Source organism: Chitinophaga nivalis (genome assembly GCF_025989125.1).
Lineage (GTDB): Bacteria > Bacteroidota > Bacteroidia > Chitinophagales > Chitinophagaceae > Chitinophaga > Chitinophaga nivalis.
This window is the reverse complement of sequence record NZ_JAPDNR010000001.1, coordinates 5,035,356-5,052,387: the sequence shown is the minus strand read 5'-3', so window position 1 is coordinate 5,052,387 and position 17,032 is coordinate 5,035,356. Positions and strand designations below refer to the sequence as shown.

The window sequence follows — 17,032 nt, the reverse complement described above, 5'->3', positions numbered from 1 at the left end:
TGTGATACCGTTGTTATGTGTACGTTATGAAATAATGAAATTTCAATAGCGGTACGATCAGGTTTGTACAAATGCAGGATGGTATACCATAAAACTACCACAGGTATCTGCAACCGGCAGGCAGGGGATTATCTGCTGCGGTATCTCAGTATATGGGGCGTATGTTCACATAAAGGAGCAGACTAACGTATAGGTATATACGAATTATGCTGTTGGGATAGAAGTCTGGATGGGCGTGGTGATTTCCACCATGATATCATCCACGGTAAAATAGAAGCCGAATGTTTTCCGGATCCGTTGCGGCGCCTGATCGAGGATCGCAGGGCTTTGCAGCAGGCGTTCGTAGGTGGCGGTAACCGCTGCTTCGTCGGGCAGATAAAAGCCGATATGAAAGGAATCCGGATAGGTGGAATTGCCTTTTTCATTCAGGGTCCGGTTCATGAGTACCAGCAGGAAGCCATCAGGGCCGGTTAATACGGCCAGGTGCGCGTTGGGTTTCGGAGTGGTTGTCTGGAAACCAAGATAGGTCGTAAAGAAATCACTGGTAGCCAGTACGTCTTGTACGCTGAGGTTTAAATGATTCAGTGTCATCATAGCTAAATGTATAGTGCAAATATAAACGAACGATCATTCTTTTTAAAATATATTTTAGCATACTGATAAGATGAGGGTATCACAGGTCCGGAATTTGTGAAAAGGTGGAAGCTGAACGGGATGCTTTACCTTTATAGCTGTATCCGTATCTTTTTGTTTAAATCTGAACCCATGTTATCGAATCGCCACCTGGTCTTTATGGAAGTTGCCCATCAGAAAAGTTTTTCCCGCGCCAGTCAGGTATTGTTTATTTCGCAGCCGGCTGTAAGTATCCATGTAAAGGGGCTGGAAGAGCAATATAAAACCAAATTGTTTGAGCGGAAAGGGTTGCAGATTGAGCTGACAGAAGCAGGTCAGTTGTTGTATAACCGTTTGCTGACCGTAAAAATTATTCAGGAAGAAACGGAATTCGATATTTCCGTGATGCATGATAAACAACAGGCCAGCGGTATGCTGAACCTGGGGGCCAGTACCACGGCTGCCTTATACATTCTGCCGCGCGTGATGTCTGCTTTTCACCGGGAGTATCCGCTGGTGGATATTTCCCTGCTGAACAGAAACAGTGAAATTGTATTGGAAGCATTGCTGGACAAAGAAATTAATATCGGGGTAACGGAAGAGAAGGGGAAGTCTACCAACGTCACCTATCAGTCGTTTCTGAAAGACCAGATTGTAGCGGTATGCAGTCATGATAATCCCCTGGCAAAGAAAAAAATATATCCCGTGAAAGAACTACTCAACATGCCCGTAGCTATCCGGGAGCGGGGGAGTGGTACCCTGGAGGCGATTAAAAACGGACTGCATAAGAGCCGCATCCGGCTCAACGATCTGAAAATAAAAGTCCGGCTGGGTGGTACGGAAGCCTTGAAGAATTTTCTGCTGGAATCCAACTGTGTCGGGTTTTTATCTACCCGTTCCATTGCAAAGGAACTGGAACACGGCGAGCTGAAAGTACTGCAGTTTGAAGGACTGCGTATTGAACGCAGTTTTTACTTTATCCAGCGGAAAGGAGAAACCAGCGAGCTGAATAAACGGTTCATCAAGCTGGCCAGATCCCTCTATAATTAATAACTATAGCTCATAATATTTTCATATAGGTATGATACTCCGCTTAGGTATACTTTTGAACCGTATCAAAATCCGCTTTTATGAACATGCTATTCTATTATGAAGAATTATATAACACGGCTGCTGAACGGATCAATCAACTGGTAGATATTTCTGTGATGCACAGAAATACCTTACTGCAGCGGCTCCGGGAACAAACACCTTCCTTATTGATCACAACAGCAGATATTGACCTGGTAGCACAGCGGATAATGGCATCTGTAGGGGCGGTATTATGCCCGCAGGCTGCGGCCGAATATGCCGGTGTGAGTAAACTGCTGGAAATGGAAATGGAAGAATGGCCGGAATAAGATGGCGCTGTATTCTACAACTACGTATATGCTTCATCGTTTAACATAGGTTGGCCCGGAGCTTCCCGCTACAGCGCCAACCTTTTTCTTTCGTACCCATACCGGCGTTGCCGTACTATGCCTCCCGCAATACTTTAATCATCGCTGCCAGCTCTTCATTACCATATCCGGCCGCCATGGCTTTCTTGAACAATCCGGATGCATAGGCCGGAAAGGACGTGCTGATGCCGGCTTCCCGGGCTGTTTGCTCCATCCGGGCTGTGGCCTCTGCTGAAATACTCAGAGGACTTTGTGAAATAGCAAAGTTGCCGGACTGTATTACCTTGCCTTCATGTTGCAGAAATGCACCCATACCTGGCGCTATATTGGCCACAATATCCCCGTACATCCCTACATTAAATCCGTTGGATTCCGCTATCAGTGCTCCGTGGAAGAAGCCCAGCGCGGCGCCGTATACATACGAAAGGGTGGCCAGGTCCATCGTAGCCGCGGCATTGATCTGTGCACCCAGGTAGGTGATGTTGCCACCCAGCATTTTCAGGAACGGTTCGCCCTGTTGGAAGGCGGCTTCCTGACCGGATACAAGAATAGTGGTATCTGGCTGTGCCATTTGTTCGGGAGCTACCTGAATAGCGCCGTCGAGGTAAGTAGCACCTTGCTGATGTGCCCAGGTTTCACTCTCCTGTGCATCTTTAGGGCTGCCGGTAGTCAGCTGTATCAGCAGTTTGCCACGGATGGCGGCTGCTACCGCCGGCGTTTGCAATATCTCCTGTACGGCTTTATAGTCAAATACACACATGATAATGATATCGGCTTCACTGATGGCTGCTGCGGCAGAAGGGGCGGCGATGGCGCCTGCTTTTACGGCTGCTTCCGTTCTGGCGGCTGTTCGGTTCCATACGGTAACGGATAAACGATTACGCAGCATAATGTCGGCGATGGTAGTTCCCATGGCGCCCAGGCCTATAACGGCTACTTTAGTGGTTGGTGTGGTGGTCATATACTATGTTTTAAATGTTTTTAAAAGTGATAAACAGATGGCAAAGCTCCACAGAATGAGGCTGGCAAACAATAAGGGAAGAAAGATTCCGTAGGGATAAATTGTTCCCTATGCCTATGTATGGCCGGGCGAAAGCAGATACTTATCTTTAGTGTCTTAAAAGCAGTTTATGTGCGATAAAAATATGCAGGAGCAGCCGGAATGCGGCATGGAAGTAACAATGAAGGTACTGGGCGGCAAATGGATGCCCTGTATCATTGATGGTATCAACCGCGGCATCCGGCGGCCGGGAGAACTGCACCGGGAAATTGATATGGCCAGCCCGCGGGTCATTAATATGCAGCTCCGGGAACTGGAATCGTATAACATTGTCTATAAAATAGTGTACGACGAATTGCCGCTGAAAGTAGAATATTATCTCACAGAGTTAGGCGAAAGTATTTTGCCGGTCATTGATGCTATTGAACAATGGGGAAATGCTAACCGTACCTATATGCTTAATGTGAGCAAAGCCTTACAGGCAGCGGAAAAGCGCAGTATGATGAGCGCATTTTCCGTATCCTGACAGCAGCCAGAAATGATAGCGCAAGATAAGTAACGCATTCGTTAAAGATTTATTAATATACAAATGTCGCAGGTAGCAATTTGCATGCGCTATATTTGTTGAACAGTACTTGCTGGTTAGTCAGCATAAAGTTGTTACCTGTACGAGTTACCCAGTATCTTCTTTTTTAAACTTTTAAATTTAACTATTAAAAACACCCTGTTTATATTTTTTTGTATCGTACCTGTTTGTATTTTTTCCCGTTAACTCGCCAGGTTATCCGAATCACTGATCAGTGAACACGTATTGATATGTGAACGTTCCTGTTTTCTGTTGATAAAAGATTCCCTGGATTCATTCCCCGGACTGTAATAGTTCTGCACAAGGCCTTTCAAATCAGCTATGAGTAAGCAGCCGGTTGGCGCCACCGATTGTTGAAAATAAACCTTCCTGTGCTTTAGCACGGGCCGGGAAGGAGTGCATCGTAACCATTATTTTAAAATTCCAAATTCATTTACAATGAAAGTCCTGCAATTAACTAAACTGGAAGTTTCCAGCATGTCAGAAAGAGAAATGGGCAGCTTCGCCGGTGGTTTTAATATGGAAAAACTGAGCCTCGCGGCTTCCGTTTCCGGTGGTACCGTTACTGGTTCTGTAACCCTGAGCCACTCTGAAATGGATGGTCCTTTCGAAGGCGAAAAAGAAGATTAATATTTGGGTGGCAACCGCCATCTTTAAGTTGATGTGTTGATGGAGAGTGCGGCCTGGAGCAATTTCAGGCCGTACTTTCTTACCCGCATGCCATCACCTCTTTTTTCATTCTACAGTACAACAGGACCATGATTCTAATCTTAAGCCGGCAGGATGACGGTAGCACCGCGATGGTGATACAATGGTTGTTAGCATACAAAAAAGAATATCTGCGCCTGAATGCAGATACCCACACCACTACGTTTCATTACTTCGATATCAACAAACGGGAGCTGATCGTAGAACAGGACGGGAAGATGATTAATCTCTATGATGCCACTTCGCTATGGTACCGCCGCAGAGGCCTGTCGATGAAAAGTGTACCGATCGATTATTCCTTACATAAGAAGCCGGTCATCCCCGATGATGCCGACTTCCATCAGGAACACCTGAAAACGGAAATGTCGACCCTGCTCGACTTTATTTATCTCAACGTAGCGCAACACAGTAAAACCGTGTTGGGTGGCTACCGTACTTCCCAGGTCAATAAATTTGAAGTATTACAGATCGCCAGAGATGCGGGCCTGACGATTCCCGAGAGCTACATCATGACCCGCAAAAAAGATGTACAGAACCTGCTGGAGAAAACCCATATCGGACTTGTCACCAAAGCGATGGGAAACGGCGTCTATCATTTTACCAAAAAGAGAGGATACTATTCCTACACGGAAAAAATAACGCCCGCCGTTTTGGATGCAATGCCGGAAACATTTTTCCCCTCACTGATACAGGTACAGGTAAAGAAAAAATATGAACTGCGCATTTTCTATATCAAAGGAGAATACTACGCGATGGCTATTTTTTCTCAGCACGACAAAAAAACAACAGTCGATTTCCGTAAATACAACCTCGAAAAACCTAACCGCCAGGTACCTTATCTGTTGCCCGTTAAGGTACAGCAACAACTCACCACGGTCATGGACGCCCTGCAGCTCGACAGTGGCTCTATCGATATCATTGTAGATGAGCACAACGATTATGTGTTCCTGGAAGTAAACCCGATCGGCCAGTTCGGAATGACCTCTATTCCGTGTAATTATTATCTGGAAAGAAGAATTGCCCAACTCTTATAAATCTGTCTTTATGAAAATGAAAGTAAAGAAACTACGGGTCGATGAAAGAAAGCTGACGCAGCTTCCCATCTTTTATAATCATATTATTTACAATGAACTGATTACCCTGGAAGACCCTTTTTACCGGGTTACTTTCAACAAAAAAATGGGTTCCTACATACAGTACGCTGTGCCTAATAAACCGGTTTCAAAGATTATTGATTTCTCAAAGTTCCAGTAAGATGAATAGTATTGTTGCAGACGTTGCCCATCAGTATTTATATCTGTATGCAGATTGTTTTCCGGTAAAAGGACACACCAGAACAGCCTTGTACGATATCTCCCGTAAGCATTCCTATTTTTTTGATAATTGTTTTTATGAATTATTGCAGGAATTAAAAGATAAATCCATTGGTGAAGTAGCCGCCATGTTGCCGGCTGCGGAAGACGTGGCGGAGTTCGAAAAATTCATACAATACCTGCAGCAACAGGAACTGGCTACGATAGTGGATGACCTGTCTGTTTTTCCACCGATGTCGCTGGAGTGGGATCATCCCTCTGAGATTACGAATGCCCTCATTGACGTGCGGGAAAAAATGCACAACTTTCAACAGCTGTTTGAAGAGCTGGAAACGTTGAACTGTCAGCATATTCAGATCAGAAGCTACCGGCCTTTATCAGTAGATGAGGTAACAGACGTCCTTTCCCATACTACCGGCAAAGGGTTTAACTCTGTACAGATTATGATGCCCTTTACAGATGGGGAAACGAGTAACGCTTTGGCAACCGTGATTAAAACCTATAGTATCGGCTATCTGATTTTTCATAGTGTTCCGGCAGGCCTGCTGGAAGAAAGCCGTAGCCAGTGTAATCCGGAGGAAATCATGTTTACGGACCAGGTGATCGACAGTTGTCATGCCTGTGGGATTATTAACCAGAAATCCCTTTCCCTGTTGCCATTGAGTGGTTTTATTGAGAACATACGATTCAATGGTTGTCTGAACCGGAAAATAGCCGTGGATGAAAACGGGCGGATAAAAAACTGTCCTTCTTTCGATAACCATTACGGTTATGCGGGAGAAGTATCCCTGACGGCAGTAGCAGCGAGGGAAGCGTTCCGGCAACGCTGGTATATCAATAAAGATACGATCCGGGTATGCAAAGACTGTGAGTTCCGGTATATCTGCACGGATTGCCGTGCTTATACCACCGAATCACACGATGAATATGCCAAACCGGCTAAATGTAAATATGATCCTTATACAGGTGTATGGGCAGAATAAAGAAAAAAAAGACCTCTTACGAGATGTTTGTCTGGTGGATCGCCAGGGCTTTTTTATGGCAGTAGGCGCATTGGGCTGGTAATTTATGTGGGTATCACCAGACTTATTCTGTAATTTGCAGGCTTGCCGCAAATTGCAGGCAGGGTGATGAATAAATATTGATTCCAGCTTAAAACGTGCTCCGGGCCATATGAGTTTTTTAGAAGTATCCAATATCAGCAAACAACAGCAGGGTGTTTATACCGTAAAAGATGTTAGCTTTCAACAGGAAAAGCTGCAGCAGCTGGCTATTGCCGGAGAAACCGGCTCTGGGAAAAGTACCCTGATGAAAATAATAGGGGGGCTGGCACAGGCCGATGAAGGAAAAGTAATGTATCAGCAGAAAAGGGTACGGGGATCGCTGGAAGTATTGATTCCGGGGCATCCGGGTATTGCCTATCTGTCGCAGCATTTTGAATTACGCAATAATTACCGGGTAGAAGAAATTTTATCCTACGCCAATAAATTTATTCCGGAAGATGCCGCCAAACTGTACGAGATCTGCCAGGTGAGCCACCTGCTGAAACGTAAAACAGACCAGGTTTCCGGCGGAGAAAAGCAACGGATTGCACTGGCCCGCCTGCTGACCGGCGCGCCTGAGTTTCTGCTGTTGGATGAACCTTATTCCAACCTGGATATGATTCATAAAAACACCCTGAAATCCGTGGTAGCAGACCTCAGTGAGGAGCTGGGCATCACCTGTATGCTTATTTCCCATGACCCGTTAGACCTGCTTTCCTGGGCAGACGAAATAATGGTGATGCGGGCCGGAGAAATCCTGGAAAAAGGTACGCCACAACAGCTCTATCATCAGCCTGAATACGAATATACCGCCGCCCTGTTGGGTAAATATAACCTGATTACACCAGCGATAGCTGCCACCCTGGCGGAATTACCCGGACTTAACCTCAATGGAAAAGACCAGTACATCCGGCCGGAACAGTTAAAGATTGTACCGGCAGTGAATGGCGGCATGCGTGGGGAAATCAGCCGCGTCGCCTTTTTCGGCAGCTATATGGAGGCCGAAGTACTGCTGGCTGGCTCACCACTTACCATTAGAACTACCCAAACCGGTTTGCAGCAAGGAGATACCGTACACGTAGCCTTGGAACAGGTACCGGTGAAATAACACTTGCCAGTGTATTTTATAGCATGCATGCCGGTATAAAAACTAACCCGGGAAATGTTTGCGAAACCGGTGAGGTTTTTTATTTTTGGCGTGATAAACTTTATACATGCACACACCTCTGAATGTAATCAGCCAAATCGCGATTCATGCACCTGCCTCCACTGTTTGGGATGCATTGGTCAATCCGGAACAAACCAAAAAATATATGTTTGGTTGCGAAACCGTTTCCGACTGGCAGGAAGGAAGTACCCTGCTGTGGAAAGGCGTTTTTGAGGGTCAGGAAATGGTGGCCGTAAAAGGAACTATTCTGAAAATAGTGCCGGGCCAGCTGCTGGTGTATACCACCATTGATCCTAATTCCGGAATTGATGACACGTCTGAAAATTACCTGCAGGTCACTTATGACTTACAGGAACAGGGAGGTGTTACCACCCTGACGGTTACACAGGGCGACTATGCCACGGTAGCAGAAGGAGAACGGAGATACCAGGAAGCCTATAACAATGGCGAAGGCTGGAATCCTATCCTGCAGGCGATCAAACAACTGGTAGAAGCTGCATAAGTGTCAGCGAAATGTTATAACAACACGAGAGGCCGTTTCGTATAGAAACGGCCTCTCGTGTTTTGTCGTATAGCCGTGCCCGTTCGGCCGACAAAAAAACATATTTATGCCTGGGTGCGGAGTACTTTAATCAGCGCGCCCAGTTGTTCTTCGCCATAACCGGCATCCAGTGCCCGTTTAAACAGTCCCTGACTGAATGCCGGGATGCTGCTGTCGATACCGGCTTCATTGGCCTGTTTTACCAACAGGTCAAATGTGTAGGCACAGGTGCGGAGAGAGCTTTCCGGATGATCATAATTCCCGCTAACGATTACTTCTCCTTCATGTCGTACCATTTCACCGATAATGGGCCCCATATTCACCAGCATATTGCCCAGCAGGTTTACCGGAATCCCTTCTGATTCGAAGAGCAGGGCTCCCTGCATAAATCCGTTTATCATACCAAATACGGAAGCAAGTAGCCCCAGGTCCCAGGCTGCGGCAGCTCCGATGGCTTCTCCTTTATACATCACATTCCCGCCCAGTGCAGCCAGTACTGCGGTTGCTGTTTGAAAAGTGTCAGTGGCTCCTGCAACCAAGATGGTGGTACTTTCCTGGCCGATTTGTCTGGGAGTAGCCATCAGGGCGCCATCCAGGTAGCTGCCACCCAGGGCGGTTACCCAGGCTTGCGCGTTCCGTGCATCCTGCGGAGTACCGGTACAAAATTCTATAATGGTTTTACCGGTAAGATCTATGGCGGCTGTTTGCAGCAGGTGGCTTGTTGCTTCATAGCTGGAAAGGCAGGTAATGATGATGGGGCTGGCTGCTACCGCAGCGGTGATATCAGGCGCCAATAGTGCCCCTTCGGCGGTTAACCCGGCGGCGCGTGCTGCCGTGCGGTTCCATATGGTTACTGTAAAACCCTTTTGTAATAAAGTACGGGCGAGTACTGTGCCCATGGCGCCCAGGCCTATTACTGTTACTGCTCCGCGGTGTTGTGGAGTGGTTGTCATCTGTTACGTTTTTAGGTTCGTGGTTATTTTTTGATGACTCAAATGTCCAGACAATTACCTCCGTGAACAATAAGGGAAAAAATATTCAGGCAGGGATAAATTATTCCCTATAGCAGGGAGGCCGGAAAGCGGGGAAGGGGCCCTGCAGCCTTTCTGATTTTATAAAATTTGTTTATCTTCATTTCAAATTTTTTGGAATATGTATGAGAAGAAAATCCCGGAAAACCTGGAGTGTGGCATCAGTATCGCAATTAAGGTACTAGGTGGCAAATGGAAAGCCTGGATCATTGACTGTATCAACAATGGTGTATTACGCCCCAGTGAAATACATCGCAGAATAGATTCCGCCAGTCCCCGTGTGATTAATATGCAATTGAAGGAGCTGGAAGATTATGGTATTATTGGTAAAACCATCTATCCGGGATTACCGTTGAAAGTAGAATATTATCTCACAGAAGTGGGTAAGAGTATATTACCGGTGATTAATGCGATGGATAAATGGGGAAATGAAAAACGGGAGTTCATAGTGCCTGGTATAGAAGCCATGCAGCCGGAACATCAGTATTAGTATTCTTTTATTTTTCTATAAAAAAAGTGGTTGTCTCAACAGTAGTAGAGGCAACCACTTTTTTTATACCCATATCAATAGTTCATACAACCAGTTTAAACAAAAGCCTTACAATATATGAGTAACTGATTTGGGTTATGGCAATGAACAGTAACGCAGACAAACGTTTAATGCAATAGCATTGCAGTAGTACGATCCTCGCTATTTCGCTGTACAATGGACGCTGTGGTTATTATGCAGTGATGCGCGGGGTATAGTTTTGAGAAGAAGTTGTATTTTAGTTCCCCTAAACCAAAATAAGGTGTGAAATCCCTAACCTTTCATACCGTTAACACTCACTCAAATATGAAAAGACGTCAACTTATTACCCCGTTGGTCCTGCTGGCAGGACTTTTTCTTGCTGTGTTCATGATATCCTGCAGTAAAAAAGGCGATGCTGGTCCTGCTGGTGCTACGGGTCCTGCCGGTCCCAAAGGTGATCCAGGCGCCGGCTCCGGCGTGATCTATTCTGATTGGCTGGATGTGTCGTTTAAGCCAGATACTATACACCTCGTAGGCGGTCGTATTGATACAATAGGCTACTATGCGTTTATTGACGCACCTAAACTCACCCAGACGCTGTTGAATAGCGCAGATGTAAAGGTATACGTCAACACGAGCGATGCAAGTGACCCTGTCATTATTTCGTTGCCCTATCACGCTTCATCAGGTCTTAACATCCAGGTAATGGCTTACACACAGCGGATTCAGTTGGATGCCAACGCAGACCTGGGTACCATATTCGCCAATGGTAAGAAGTATCAACAATACCGTTACATAATCGTACCTGGCAATACGAAGGCAAGATCGGCTGCTTCGGTAAACTGGTCTGATTATGCGTCTGCAAAAGCATATTTGGGATTAAAAGATTAACAAACAGCGGCTGTCTCCTATTTAAAATGAGGCAGCTGCTTTGTTTTGACATTATGTTGATTGGGGGTAGTCTACAACCCTGTGTAATAAAAAGCTCCTCTTTATAAACAGTTGCTATAGCGCGCTGCACAACGTCCTGTTTGCAGCATAAAAAAAGCTGCCCCATTTATTAATGAGACAGCTTCTTTTATAGTACGACTTCGTATTTAGTCAATCACTTTGTAGCCCTCCTTTGGCAGCAAGGTGTGATTATAAAAAAACTCTTTGTCAATCCGTGAACCGCCGTTGCTGTCAAAGATCAGCCATTCCTGTTTGGTGGCCACTTGTTTGATGACCAGGAAGCTACTGCCATTTGCTTTTACGGTATAAGGATTCGGGGAAGCGGGTGTGGTCATAGTGGATTTGTCAAAAATCAGTGCGATGGGCAAGTTACTGACTGTAGCCGGAATGGTACCGGCTGGATCATCATAGAAATCCACGTACATATCGTATTGGTGATCAAACATGCCTTCATCATGCCGGTTACCATCAATCAGGACAACATTTAGATTGGCATACCTGATCCGGGCATAATAAATCTTCGTACATTTTCCGACGGTGTTGGCATACTTTTGTCCATTGCTGTCTATGTCTGCAAGCGCTTTTTTATCTGCTTCCAGTTCCGTTAACCCCTGGTATTTACCGAAAGGCACCGTATAACGCACAGTGTCCGGCAGGTAGCCCACGCCACATTCCCGATTAAAATCTTTACTTTTTGCTTCATTGTAATACAGTCCGCTACAATCACGGCGCTGTCCCATATAATAGTAACAATAGGATTTCAGGATGTTTTTATCCTGGTCACGAACCCGTTGTAACTGTCCCAGTCCATCATACTCATAATACAGTATTTTGCCGGCAGGGTCGGTGGCACTGCTCATACCCCAGCCGTAGGCATAGGTGTAGGTATTGACGAGCCGCGGCGCCAGCGTCGTGTTTTGGCGGATTTTATCTACTTCCTTGCGTATAACGCTGTCTGTCTGATAGGTCGTAAACAGCTGCTTGTTGGTGAAGGCCAGCAGGCTGTCGTAGTTACTGCCGGTAATCTGCGCCAGCGGATAACGGCCGGTGTAATCCCAGATGAAAGAGGTGTTTACATCGTTGGCTTTATGCAACTGCAATACATTGCCGTTGGAGTCGTAGCGGTCGTACAGCAACTGTGTTGTATACCGTTTGTCGGCCGCCAGCAGTTCATATTTTTGGGTAGTACCGGCAATGGTGGTATCCCGTACCTGAATGGTCAATGCTGCAAAATCGGACAGTGGCTGGTTGGTATTCAATGACCATACCTGTGCCGGCAGGATGTTTTTGTTGGGATAAAGCGCATACTGTTGTAATAGTGCACTAGTGGTAAACTGGGCCCTGTTGATAGTAATCGTCTTCCTGATTTCCACGGGCAATGCAGTCATATTGCGGGTCATCATCTCCCGGTAAATAGTCGGTGTTGCCTGTAAGGAAGGATGACTGCGCGGAATGTCCGCCGGATAGGTGTAATAAGTGGCTAAGTATTGATCTTTGCTGTTTTGCGTTTGGGTTTGTTTGAGTACCCGATAGCCTTTGTCGTAGGTGTAAGTGGTTTGGGTACCAATCGGATTGGCGCCGTTCATATCGTAGGTAGTGTCTTTTTCGGCAGTAAGGTAGGAGGGATAGGTGTATGTGAAGTAGGAAGTAATCCTGTAGTCATATAATTTACCAAACTGCCGTTGAGAGATGTAAACATTACGTATCGCCTCTTTAAAGCGATCACTGGTTACATCGTATTCATATCTGGTATCTTTTAGTAATGTCCCCGGTGTGGAATAATGCCTTTTACGTAACAACTTGCCTCTTTCCAAAGCCATACTGGTATGGGGGTCCATCACCCATTGACCGGGTGCGGTATATAGCATTCCTGCGTGTTCCTGGTCCAAATAGGCTGGATTATTATGATTGGTGTATTGATAGATAGTATAACTACTGTCTGCCAATATTTCTGCTACTTCACTGTAAGTAACATGATTACCGTTGGTATGACTAAGTGGTTCTATAGAATAGTCGTACCAGTACCAATAATCAAGTTTATATTCCTGAAGATCCCAATAGTTCCTATCAAGATAGTTTGGGACACCGGAGAGTATCCCACTGGAAGCTTTGCCTCCGGCATTGTAGTCGGTGATATACTGATAGGTTTTACTATTCGTGATTTTACCACCGATATCCGTGTCTGTAATTTTTTTGATACGCAAACCACCGGCTTTCAGATTACCACCTGCTTCTTCTAACCTAAACGGATACTTTTGAACGATTTTGCTATAAGCATGTGGTTCATATTCAAACCGGGTATTGCCGCCGGTAGGATAGGTAATACCAGTGAGTATACCTGCTTTCATCAATGAATCATGAGGAGCCCGGCTGGCTGCATACGCAGGTATTTCATCCGGTGAATAATAAGTGGAGTGGCCGGCAAAATAATTTCTACCGTTATAGAATCCCCAATGATCCAATTGTTGAGAATTATAGGCTGGTAGTGCTGTAGTATCATAGGTGAATAGGTAAGGAGATTTACGATTTAAACCCATTCCTATTTCCTGAACACTGGTCAGCATAAGTCGGGAATTGGATTGATCTTTGTAATTCAGCACCACTTTTTTTAGTAAATTATTGTTACCAGCATAAAAACTGATCGTATCCAGTTTCTTCCATCGGAAGACACCGAGGGTAGGAAAGCGGCCGTTGGGTCCCAAATCATTGTATATACTTGCCTGCAATTCATTCATATTGTAATCAAAAGACAATTCATTGGTATTTGAACGGGAGAACGTGACTTTTTGATCTGCAGCAGTAATTTCTGACAGATAAGATGGATTAATGATCGCAACACTTTGTTGATAAGGGTCGTTCCGGGAACCTATATTGTCATGGCTTCCGGTAAAGCTATACAACAATATGCTGGATCTCTGTGTGAGGAGAAGCTGATCATGTTGATACTTAAAATCAATCTTTCTGCCACTGGCTGTAATGATTTGGGTCAGGTGCCAGGAAGTAGGGATTACTTTGATGTTATAGCCGGAATTACCCTCGCTGTTTGATGCGCGGGTAAATTCTATTGATTCCTGAGTGCCACCGAATATATACCGGCAGCCATCTGGTGTGGTCAATGTAAACTTATAAAATATGCGTCGAAGTGGAATCGAACTGCCACCTGGTTGAGGTTGTAATTCAAAGTTTGTTTTGAGTTCTTCTTCCACTTTTAAGTATAAAGGGCTCTCAGATCGTACCTGCCATTTACCGGTATGATCATAAAAAAATGATCCGGAGTATTTTCCAAAATTGAAAATAAACTCATCAGGAGCGGGATATGCGGATGCACCACTTCTGATATTGACATAACGATAAAGACTGTCGCCATTATTCCAGTCATCAGCAGCGGATACGCTGTAATGACTATAATAGGAATACAAAGAATCCGGCGTGACATATGGAGAGATAGTTTCATCAACACCCCCATTCACCTCACGGGTAATCGTACCACCGGCTATCAGATTCCAGCCAAGGCCTACCCAACCAGGGTGATAATCAGGATGAATACCTCCTGCATGATAATTTAAACTAAGATCGACATTTATGCCGCCTAAGACAAGCTGCCCAACAGGAATAGATATTTGGGGTAATCCATTAAAGAGGGATGTTGGAATCTGGCCGTAAGTTCCCAGTGATGCGGCGTTGGGTGAGTGCGGGATCATCTCGGGAAAATGACCGTCTATCCCAGGTTGTTGCTGGGCCTGCCCCTTGCTGTACCAGGGAGTACTCAACACCACCAGCAAAATGAGTGTGAGGGTTTTAATCAGTTTCATGCCATACATGTTTTTGCAAATAAGGATATTAAAAAGGTATTCTTAGGGATGATTTTAGCGCAAGCATAGGTATCCGTATAGCCATGATAGTTTTATTGCAGGATAGGGTTCTTTTTATCTTGCAGCAATAGTAATACTGACAGGCGTCATACAGCAACTGGCATAGGTAACAACCATCTATTAAAATAAAAGATCTCTGTTTAATGATTTCCGGCAGCGAAAGTATTGTATTTGTTTTTGCGAAAAAAATGATTTCGCCTTTTGGCAGAAAAGTTAAAATAGCGTGGATAAGAAGAGGGAATGGGTAGGTGCTAAAAGACCTTATTTATTATTAGATGAAGGTATGGTTTAACTGGGGGCAATTGGTATGCTACCCGCGGTGGAATTTCAGGAAATACGGTACGGGTAATCAATCCGTCAGCTTCCAGGTTGCGCAGGAGAACCATCAACATGCGCTGGGAAATATCCCCGACCTTATGTTTCATCTCATTAAACAGCAGTGGGATAAAGCCTCCCGCTGCGAAAATAGCGGGTATACTCCATTTATCGCTGATGTGCACCATCATATCTGTACCAGATATAGCTGACTACCGGCCATATTGGCCAACCGGAAAATTTTCACCGGCAAAAGTTAGTTACTGATCATACAATGGTGTCCGTTTGCTGCATTAATAGTTAATTTTAGTAGGGTATTACTCAAAGTAACTATTGATCATTTAAATACTTTAATAATGAGCAACAAAATTTTAATAACAGGCGTTACCGGTAGTGTCGGTAAGGCTTTGACAAAATCACTGCAGGCACGGCAGGTTGCTTTTAAAGCCGCCAGCAGAAATGTAGCAGCCGCTAAAGAAAAACTGGGACTGCAGGAAGAGGTAGTCCATTTTTCCTTTGATGATCCGGCTACCTTCGAGGCAGCGACAGCAGACGTAGAGAAGGTTTTTTTACTGGGTCCTTCCTTTAACCCCCATCTGGACCAGCTGATGACTCCCTTCGTAGCGTATCTGGGAAAAAAGGGGATTAAGCGGATTGTATATCTGTCAGGATTAGGGCTGAGTGGTCCCGTTGGTTTGCTGGGCTTTCATGCCCGGATGGAGCAAAAACTAATACAGGAAGGATTTGATTATACCATCATCAGGCCGAGTTATTTTGCGCAGAATTTCAGGAACTACGAATATGAAAATATCACGGAGCGCTCTGTTGTGTTTGCGCCGGCAGGCAAAGGGAAAACGGCTTTTATTGACGTGGCAGATATTGCTGCAGTAGCAACGGAAGTGTTAACGAAGGAAGGCCATAGCGGGCAAGCCTATGAACTGACAGGCCCGGAAGCGCTGTCTTTCTATGAGGTGGCAGCCCTGCTGACCCGATTCACCGGAAAACAGATTACTTATCCGGAACCGGATGAGGATACTTTTAAAGCCGGATTGAAAGCTACAGGCGTGTCGGATCTGATCGGAGAGTATATGGCCATTATATACAACAACATTGCTAATAATAAGGTAGCTTTTACCACAGATACCATAGAGAAAATAACCGGCAAAAAGCCCACTGCACTGGAAACAGTACTGGAGCAGGACTGGGGGTAAGCACACGGTCTGAGCATATAACGTGAGGTATCATCCCTATAGGGGGGCGGTACCTCATATTTTTTTATGCCGTTTATTTTTGGAGCTGCATCCCTGTTTAACCTTGCTAACCGCTGAATATGTACCAAATGAAATCAGATGCAGGTATAGGTTATTTTATTTTTCGTTTATGCTTAAGCGTTATTGATACCGATGTAATGGCAAATGGGGAAGCGAATCGTTTATGATGCATTTCGCTGCAGTTGCCGGCACCGGAGAATCTGTTCGCCATTGTCGGTAGCCCAGTCGGCCAGCAACGAGAACTGTTGCATCAGCCCATAACCCAGCGGGGTCAGTTGGTACTCTACCCGTGGCGGAATTTCAGGGAATACCGTACGGGTAACCAATCCGTCGGCTTCCAGGTTGCGCAGGGTAACCGTCAGCATCCGCTGGGAAATATCCCCGATCTTATGTTTCATTTCATTAAACCGCAGGGTGCCAAAGCCACCCAGTGCGAAAATGGCCAGCATACTCCATTTATCGCTGATGCGCGCCACAATATCCCTCACCGGACATAGCTGATTCCGGGTGGTATTAGCCACCTGGAAAATTTCCTGGAATTTTTTTTCACCGGCAAAGGTGGATGGCTGGCTATTAGTTACCTCCGTGTTACCTGGTAATGCCAGTGTGCCTTCTTGTTTAATCATTAGTTACTTTTTAGTATTGCATTACCAAAAGTAACTATTGATCAT

At 45.3% G+C, this 17,032-nt stretch carries 18 protein-coding genes; 12 read left to right on the top strand and 6 right to left on the bottom strand.

Annotated elements, in window-relative coordinates; translation table 11 throughout:
- Positions 1–204: 204 nt before the first annotated feature.
- Positions 205–594 (bottom strand): VOC family protein, encoded by a 390-nt coding sequence (locus OL444_RS20280; protein ID WP_264730192.1) that lies wholly within the window; start codon positions 592–594, stop codon positions 205–207.
- A 171-nt stretch (positions 595–765) separates the two neighbouring features.
- On the opposite strand from OL444_RS20280, the gene OL444_RS20275 reads away from it, so the two are divergent.
- Together OL444_RS20275 and OL444_RS20270 are read left to right on the top strand one after the other, a co-directional pair.
- Positions 766–1,662: a LysR family transcriptional regulator gene (locus OL444_RS20275; RefSeq protein ID WP_264730194.1), complete on the top strand. Its 897-nt coding sequence runs from the start codon at positions 766–768 to the stop codon at positions 1,660–1,662.
- A gap of 80 nt (positions 1,663–1,742) precedes the next feature.
- Positions 1,743–2,012 carry a hypothetical protein gene (locus OL444_RS20270; RefSeq protein WP_264730196.1) on the top strand — a complete coding sequence of 90 codons (270 nt, stop codon included), beginning with the start codon at positions 1,743–1,745 and terminating at the stop codon, positions 2,010–2,012.
- A 115-nt stretch (positions 2,013–2,127) separates the two neighbouring features.
- Here OL444_RS20270 and OL444_RS20265 read toward each other — a convergent pair whose 3' ends face one another.
- Positions 2,128–3,012, bottom strand: coding sequence for an NAD(P)-dependent oxidoreductase (locus OL444_RS20265; protein WP_264730197.1), 885 nt, complete (start codon positions 3,010–3,012; stop codon positions 2,128–2,130).
- A 169-nt stretch (positions 3,013–3,181) separates the two neighbouring features.
- On the opposite strand from OL444_RS20265, the gene OL444_RS20260 reads away from it, so the two are divergent.
- The 7 genes from OL444_RS20260 to OL444_RS20230 all read left to right on the top strand — a co-directional run bounded on the left by OL444_RS20260 (position 3,182) and on the right by OL444_RS20230 (position 8,371).
- Positions 3,182–3,577, top strand: a complete 396-nt coding sequence (locus OL444_RS20260; protein WP_264730198.1) for a winged helix-turn-helix transcriptional regulator — start codon at positions 3,182–3,184, stop codon at positions 3,575–3,577.
- A 498-nt stretch (positions 3,578–4,075) separates the two neighbouring features.
- Entirely contained in the window at positions 4,076–4,267 is a 192-nt protein-coding gene (locus OL444_RS20255) for a hypothetical protein (protein ID WP_264730200.1), read from the top strand.
- Between the two features lie 128 nt (positions 4,268–4,395).
- A complete protein-coding gene (gene gwsG / locus OL444_RS20250; protein WP_264730202.1) occupies positions 4,396–5,379 on the top strand; it encodes a grasp-with-spasm system ATP-grasp peptide maturase in 984 nt (327 codons plus the stop codon).
- A 10-nt stretch (positions 5,380–5,389) separates the two neighbouring features.
- Complete coding sequence (locus OL444_RS20245; RefSeq protein WP_264730204.1) at positions 5,390–5,599, top strand: hypothetical protein; 210 nt, start codon at positions 5,390–5,392, stop codon at positions 5,597–5,599.
- Between the two features lies 1 nt (position 5,600).
- Complete coding sequence (gene gwsS, locus OL444_RS20240) at positions 5,601–6,641, top strand: grasp-with-spasm system SPASM domain peptide maturase (RefSeq protein WP_264730206.1); 1,041 nt, start codon at positions 5,601–5,603, stop codon at positions 6,639–6,641.
- Positions 6,642–6,831: 190 nt separating this feature from the next.
- Positions 6,832–7,809 carry an ABC transporter ATP-binding protein gene (locus OL444_RS20235; protein WP_264730207.1) on the top strand — a complete coding sequence of 326 codons (978 nt, stop codon included), beginning with the start codon at positions 6,832–6,834 and terminating at the stop codon, positions 7,807–7,809.
- Between the two features lie 106 nt (positions 7,810–7,915).
- The gene (locus tag OL444_RS20230) at positions 7,916–8,371 is read left to right on the top strand and encodes an SRPBCC domain-containing protein (RefSeq protein ID WP_264730209.1); all 456 of its coding nucleotides are present in this window, start codon (positions 7,916–7,918) and stop codon (positions 8,369–8,371) included.
- Between the two features lie 104 nt (positions 8,372–8,475).
- Here the strand turns inward: OL444_RS20230 and OL444_RS20225 are convergent, their stop codons facing one another.
- A complete protein-coding gene (locus OL444_RS20225; RefSeq protein ID WP_264730211.1) occupies positions 8,476–9,363 on the bottom strand; it encodes an NAD(P)-dependent oxidoreductase in 888 nt (295 codons plus the stop codon).
- A gap of 199 nt (positions 9,364–9,562) precedes the next feature.
- Here OL444_RS20225 and OL444_RS20220 point away from each other — a divergent pair, with 199 nt between their 5' ends.
- Both OL444_RS20220 and OL444_RS20215 read left to right on the top strand, forming a co-directional pair.
- Positions 9,563–9,931, top strand: a complete 369-nt coding sequence (locus tag OL444_RS20220) for a winged helix-turn-helix transcriptional regulator (protein ID WP_264730215.1) — start codon at positions 9,563–9,565, stop codon at positions 9,929–9,931.
- Positions 9,932–10,276: 345 nt separating this feature from the next.
- The gene (locus OL444_RS20215) at positions 10,277–10,843 is read left to right on the top strand and encodes a collagen-like triple helix repeat-containing protein (RefSeq protein WP_264730217.1); all 567 of its coding nucleotides are present in this window, start codon (positions 10,277–10,279) and stop codon (positions 10,841–10,843) included.
- A gap of 206 nt (positions 10,844–11,049) precedes the next feature.
- Here OL444_RS20215 and OL444_RS20210 read toward each other — a convergent pair whose 3' ends face one another.
- Positions 11,050–14,715 carry a DUF5977 domain-containing protein gene (locus OL444_RS20210; protein ID WP_264730219.1) on the bottom strand — a complete coding sequence of 1,222 codons (3,666 nt, stop codon included), beginning with the start codon at positions 14,713–14,715 and terminating at the stop codon, positions 11,050–11,052.
- Positions 14,716–15,026: 311 nt separating this feature from the next.
- Positions 15,027–15,278 (bottom strand): winged helix-turn-helix transcriptional regulator, encoded by a 252-nt coding sequence (locus OL444_RS20205; protein WP_264731746.1) that lies wholly within the window; start codon positions 15,276–15,278, stop codon positions 15,027–15,029.
- A gap of 168 nt (positions 15,279–15,446) precedes the next feature.
- Between OL444_RS20205 and OL444_RS20200 the strand changes: the two genes are divergently transcribed.
- Positions 15,447–16,301, top strand: coding sequence for an SDR family oxidoreductase (locus OL444_RS20200; protein WP_264730220.1), 855 nt, complete (start codon positions 15,447–15,449; stop codon positions 16,299–16,301).
- 221 nt (positions 16,302–16,522) lie between these two features.
- On the opposite strand, the gene OL444_RS20195 is transcribed toward OL444_RS20200, so the two are convergent.
- Positions 16,523–16,987, bottom strand: a complete 465-nt coding sequence (locus tag OL444_RS20195) for a winged helix-turn-helix transcriptional regulator (protein ID WP_264730221.1) — start codon at positions 16,985–16,987, stop codon at positions 16,523–16,525.
- Positions 16,988–17,032: the final 45 nt, after the last annotated feature.

Excerpts from the sequence above, each read along its gene's own strand:
- OL444_RS20280 (WP_264730192.1), bottom strand. The coding sequence starts at position 594 with ATGATGACACTGAATCATTTAAACCTCAGCGTACAAGACGTACTGGCT.
- OL444_RS20275 (WP_264730194.1), top strand. The coding sequence starts at position 766 with ATGTTATCGAATCGCCACCTGGTCTTTATGGAAGTTGCCCATCAGAAA.
- OL444_RS20270 (WP_264730196.1), top strand. The coding sequence starts at position 1,743 with ATGAACATGCTATTCTATTATGAAGAATTATATAACACGGCTGCTGAA.
- OL444_RS20265 (WP_264730197.1), bottom strand. The coding sequence starts at position 3,012 with ATGACCACCACACCAACCACTAAAGTAGCCGTTATAGGCCTGGGCGCC.
- OL444_RS20260 (WP_264730198.1), top strand. The coding sequence starts at position 3,182 with ATGTGCGATAAAAATATGCAGGAGCAGCCGGAATGCGGCATGGAAGTA.
- OL444_RS20255 (WP_264730200.1), top strand. The coding sequence starts at position 4,076 with ATGAAAGTCCTGCAATTAACTAAACTGGAAGTTTCCAGCATGTCAGAA.
- gwsG (WP_264730202.1), top strand. The coding sequence starts at position 4,396 with ATGATTCTAATCTTAAGCCGGCAGGATGACGGTAGCACCGCGATGGTG.
- OL444_RS20245 (WP_264730204.1), top strand. The coding sequence starts at position 5,390 with ATGAAAATGAAAGTAAAGAAACTACGGGTCGATGAAAGAAAGCTGACG.
- gwsS (WP_264730206.1), top strand. The coding sequence starts at position 5,601 with ATGAATAGTATTGTTGCAGACGTTGCCCATCAGTATTTATATCTGTAT.
- OL444_RS20235 (WP_264730207.1), top strand. The coding sequence starts at position 6,832 with ATGAGTTTTTTAGAAGTATCCAATATCAGCAAACAACAGCAGGGTGTT.
- OL444_RS20230 (WP_264730209.1), top strand. The coding sequence starts at position 7,916 with ATGCACACACCTCTGAATGTAATCAGCCAAATCGCGATTCATGCACCT.
- OL444_RS20225 (WP_264730211.1), bottom strand. The coding sequence starts at position 9,363 with ATGACAACCACTCCACAACACCGCGGAGCAGTAACAGTAATAGGCCTG.
- OL444_RS20220 (WP_264730215.1), top strand. The coding sequence starts at position 9,563 with ATGTATGAGAAGAAAATCCCGGAAAACCTGGAGTGTGGCATCAGTATC.
- OL444_RS20215 (WP_264730217.1), top strand. The coding sequence starts at position 10,277 with ATGAAAAGACGTCAACTTATTACCCCGTTGGTCCTGCTGGCAGGACTT.
- OL444_RS20210 (WP_264730219.1), bottom strand. The coding sequence starts at position 14,715 with ATGAAACTGATTAAAACCCTCACACTCATTTTGCTGGTGGTGTTGAGT.
- OL444_RS20205 (WP_264731746.1), bottom strand. The coding sequence starts at position 15,278 with ATGGTGCACATCAGCGATAAATGGAGTATACCCGCTATTTTCGCAGCG.
- OL444_RS20200 (WP_264730220.1), top strand. The coding sequence starts at position 15,447 with ATGAGCAACAAAATTTTAATAACAGGCGTTACCGGTAGTGTCGGTAAG.
- OL444_RS20195 (WP_264730221.1), bottom strand. The coding sequence starts at position 16,987 with ATGATTAAACAAGAAGGCACACTGGCATTACCAGGTAACACGGAGGTA.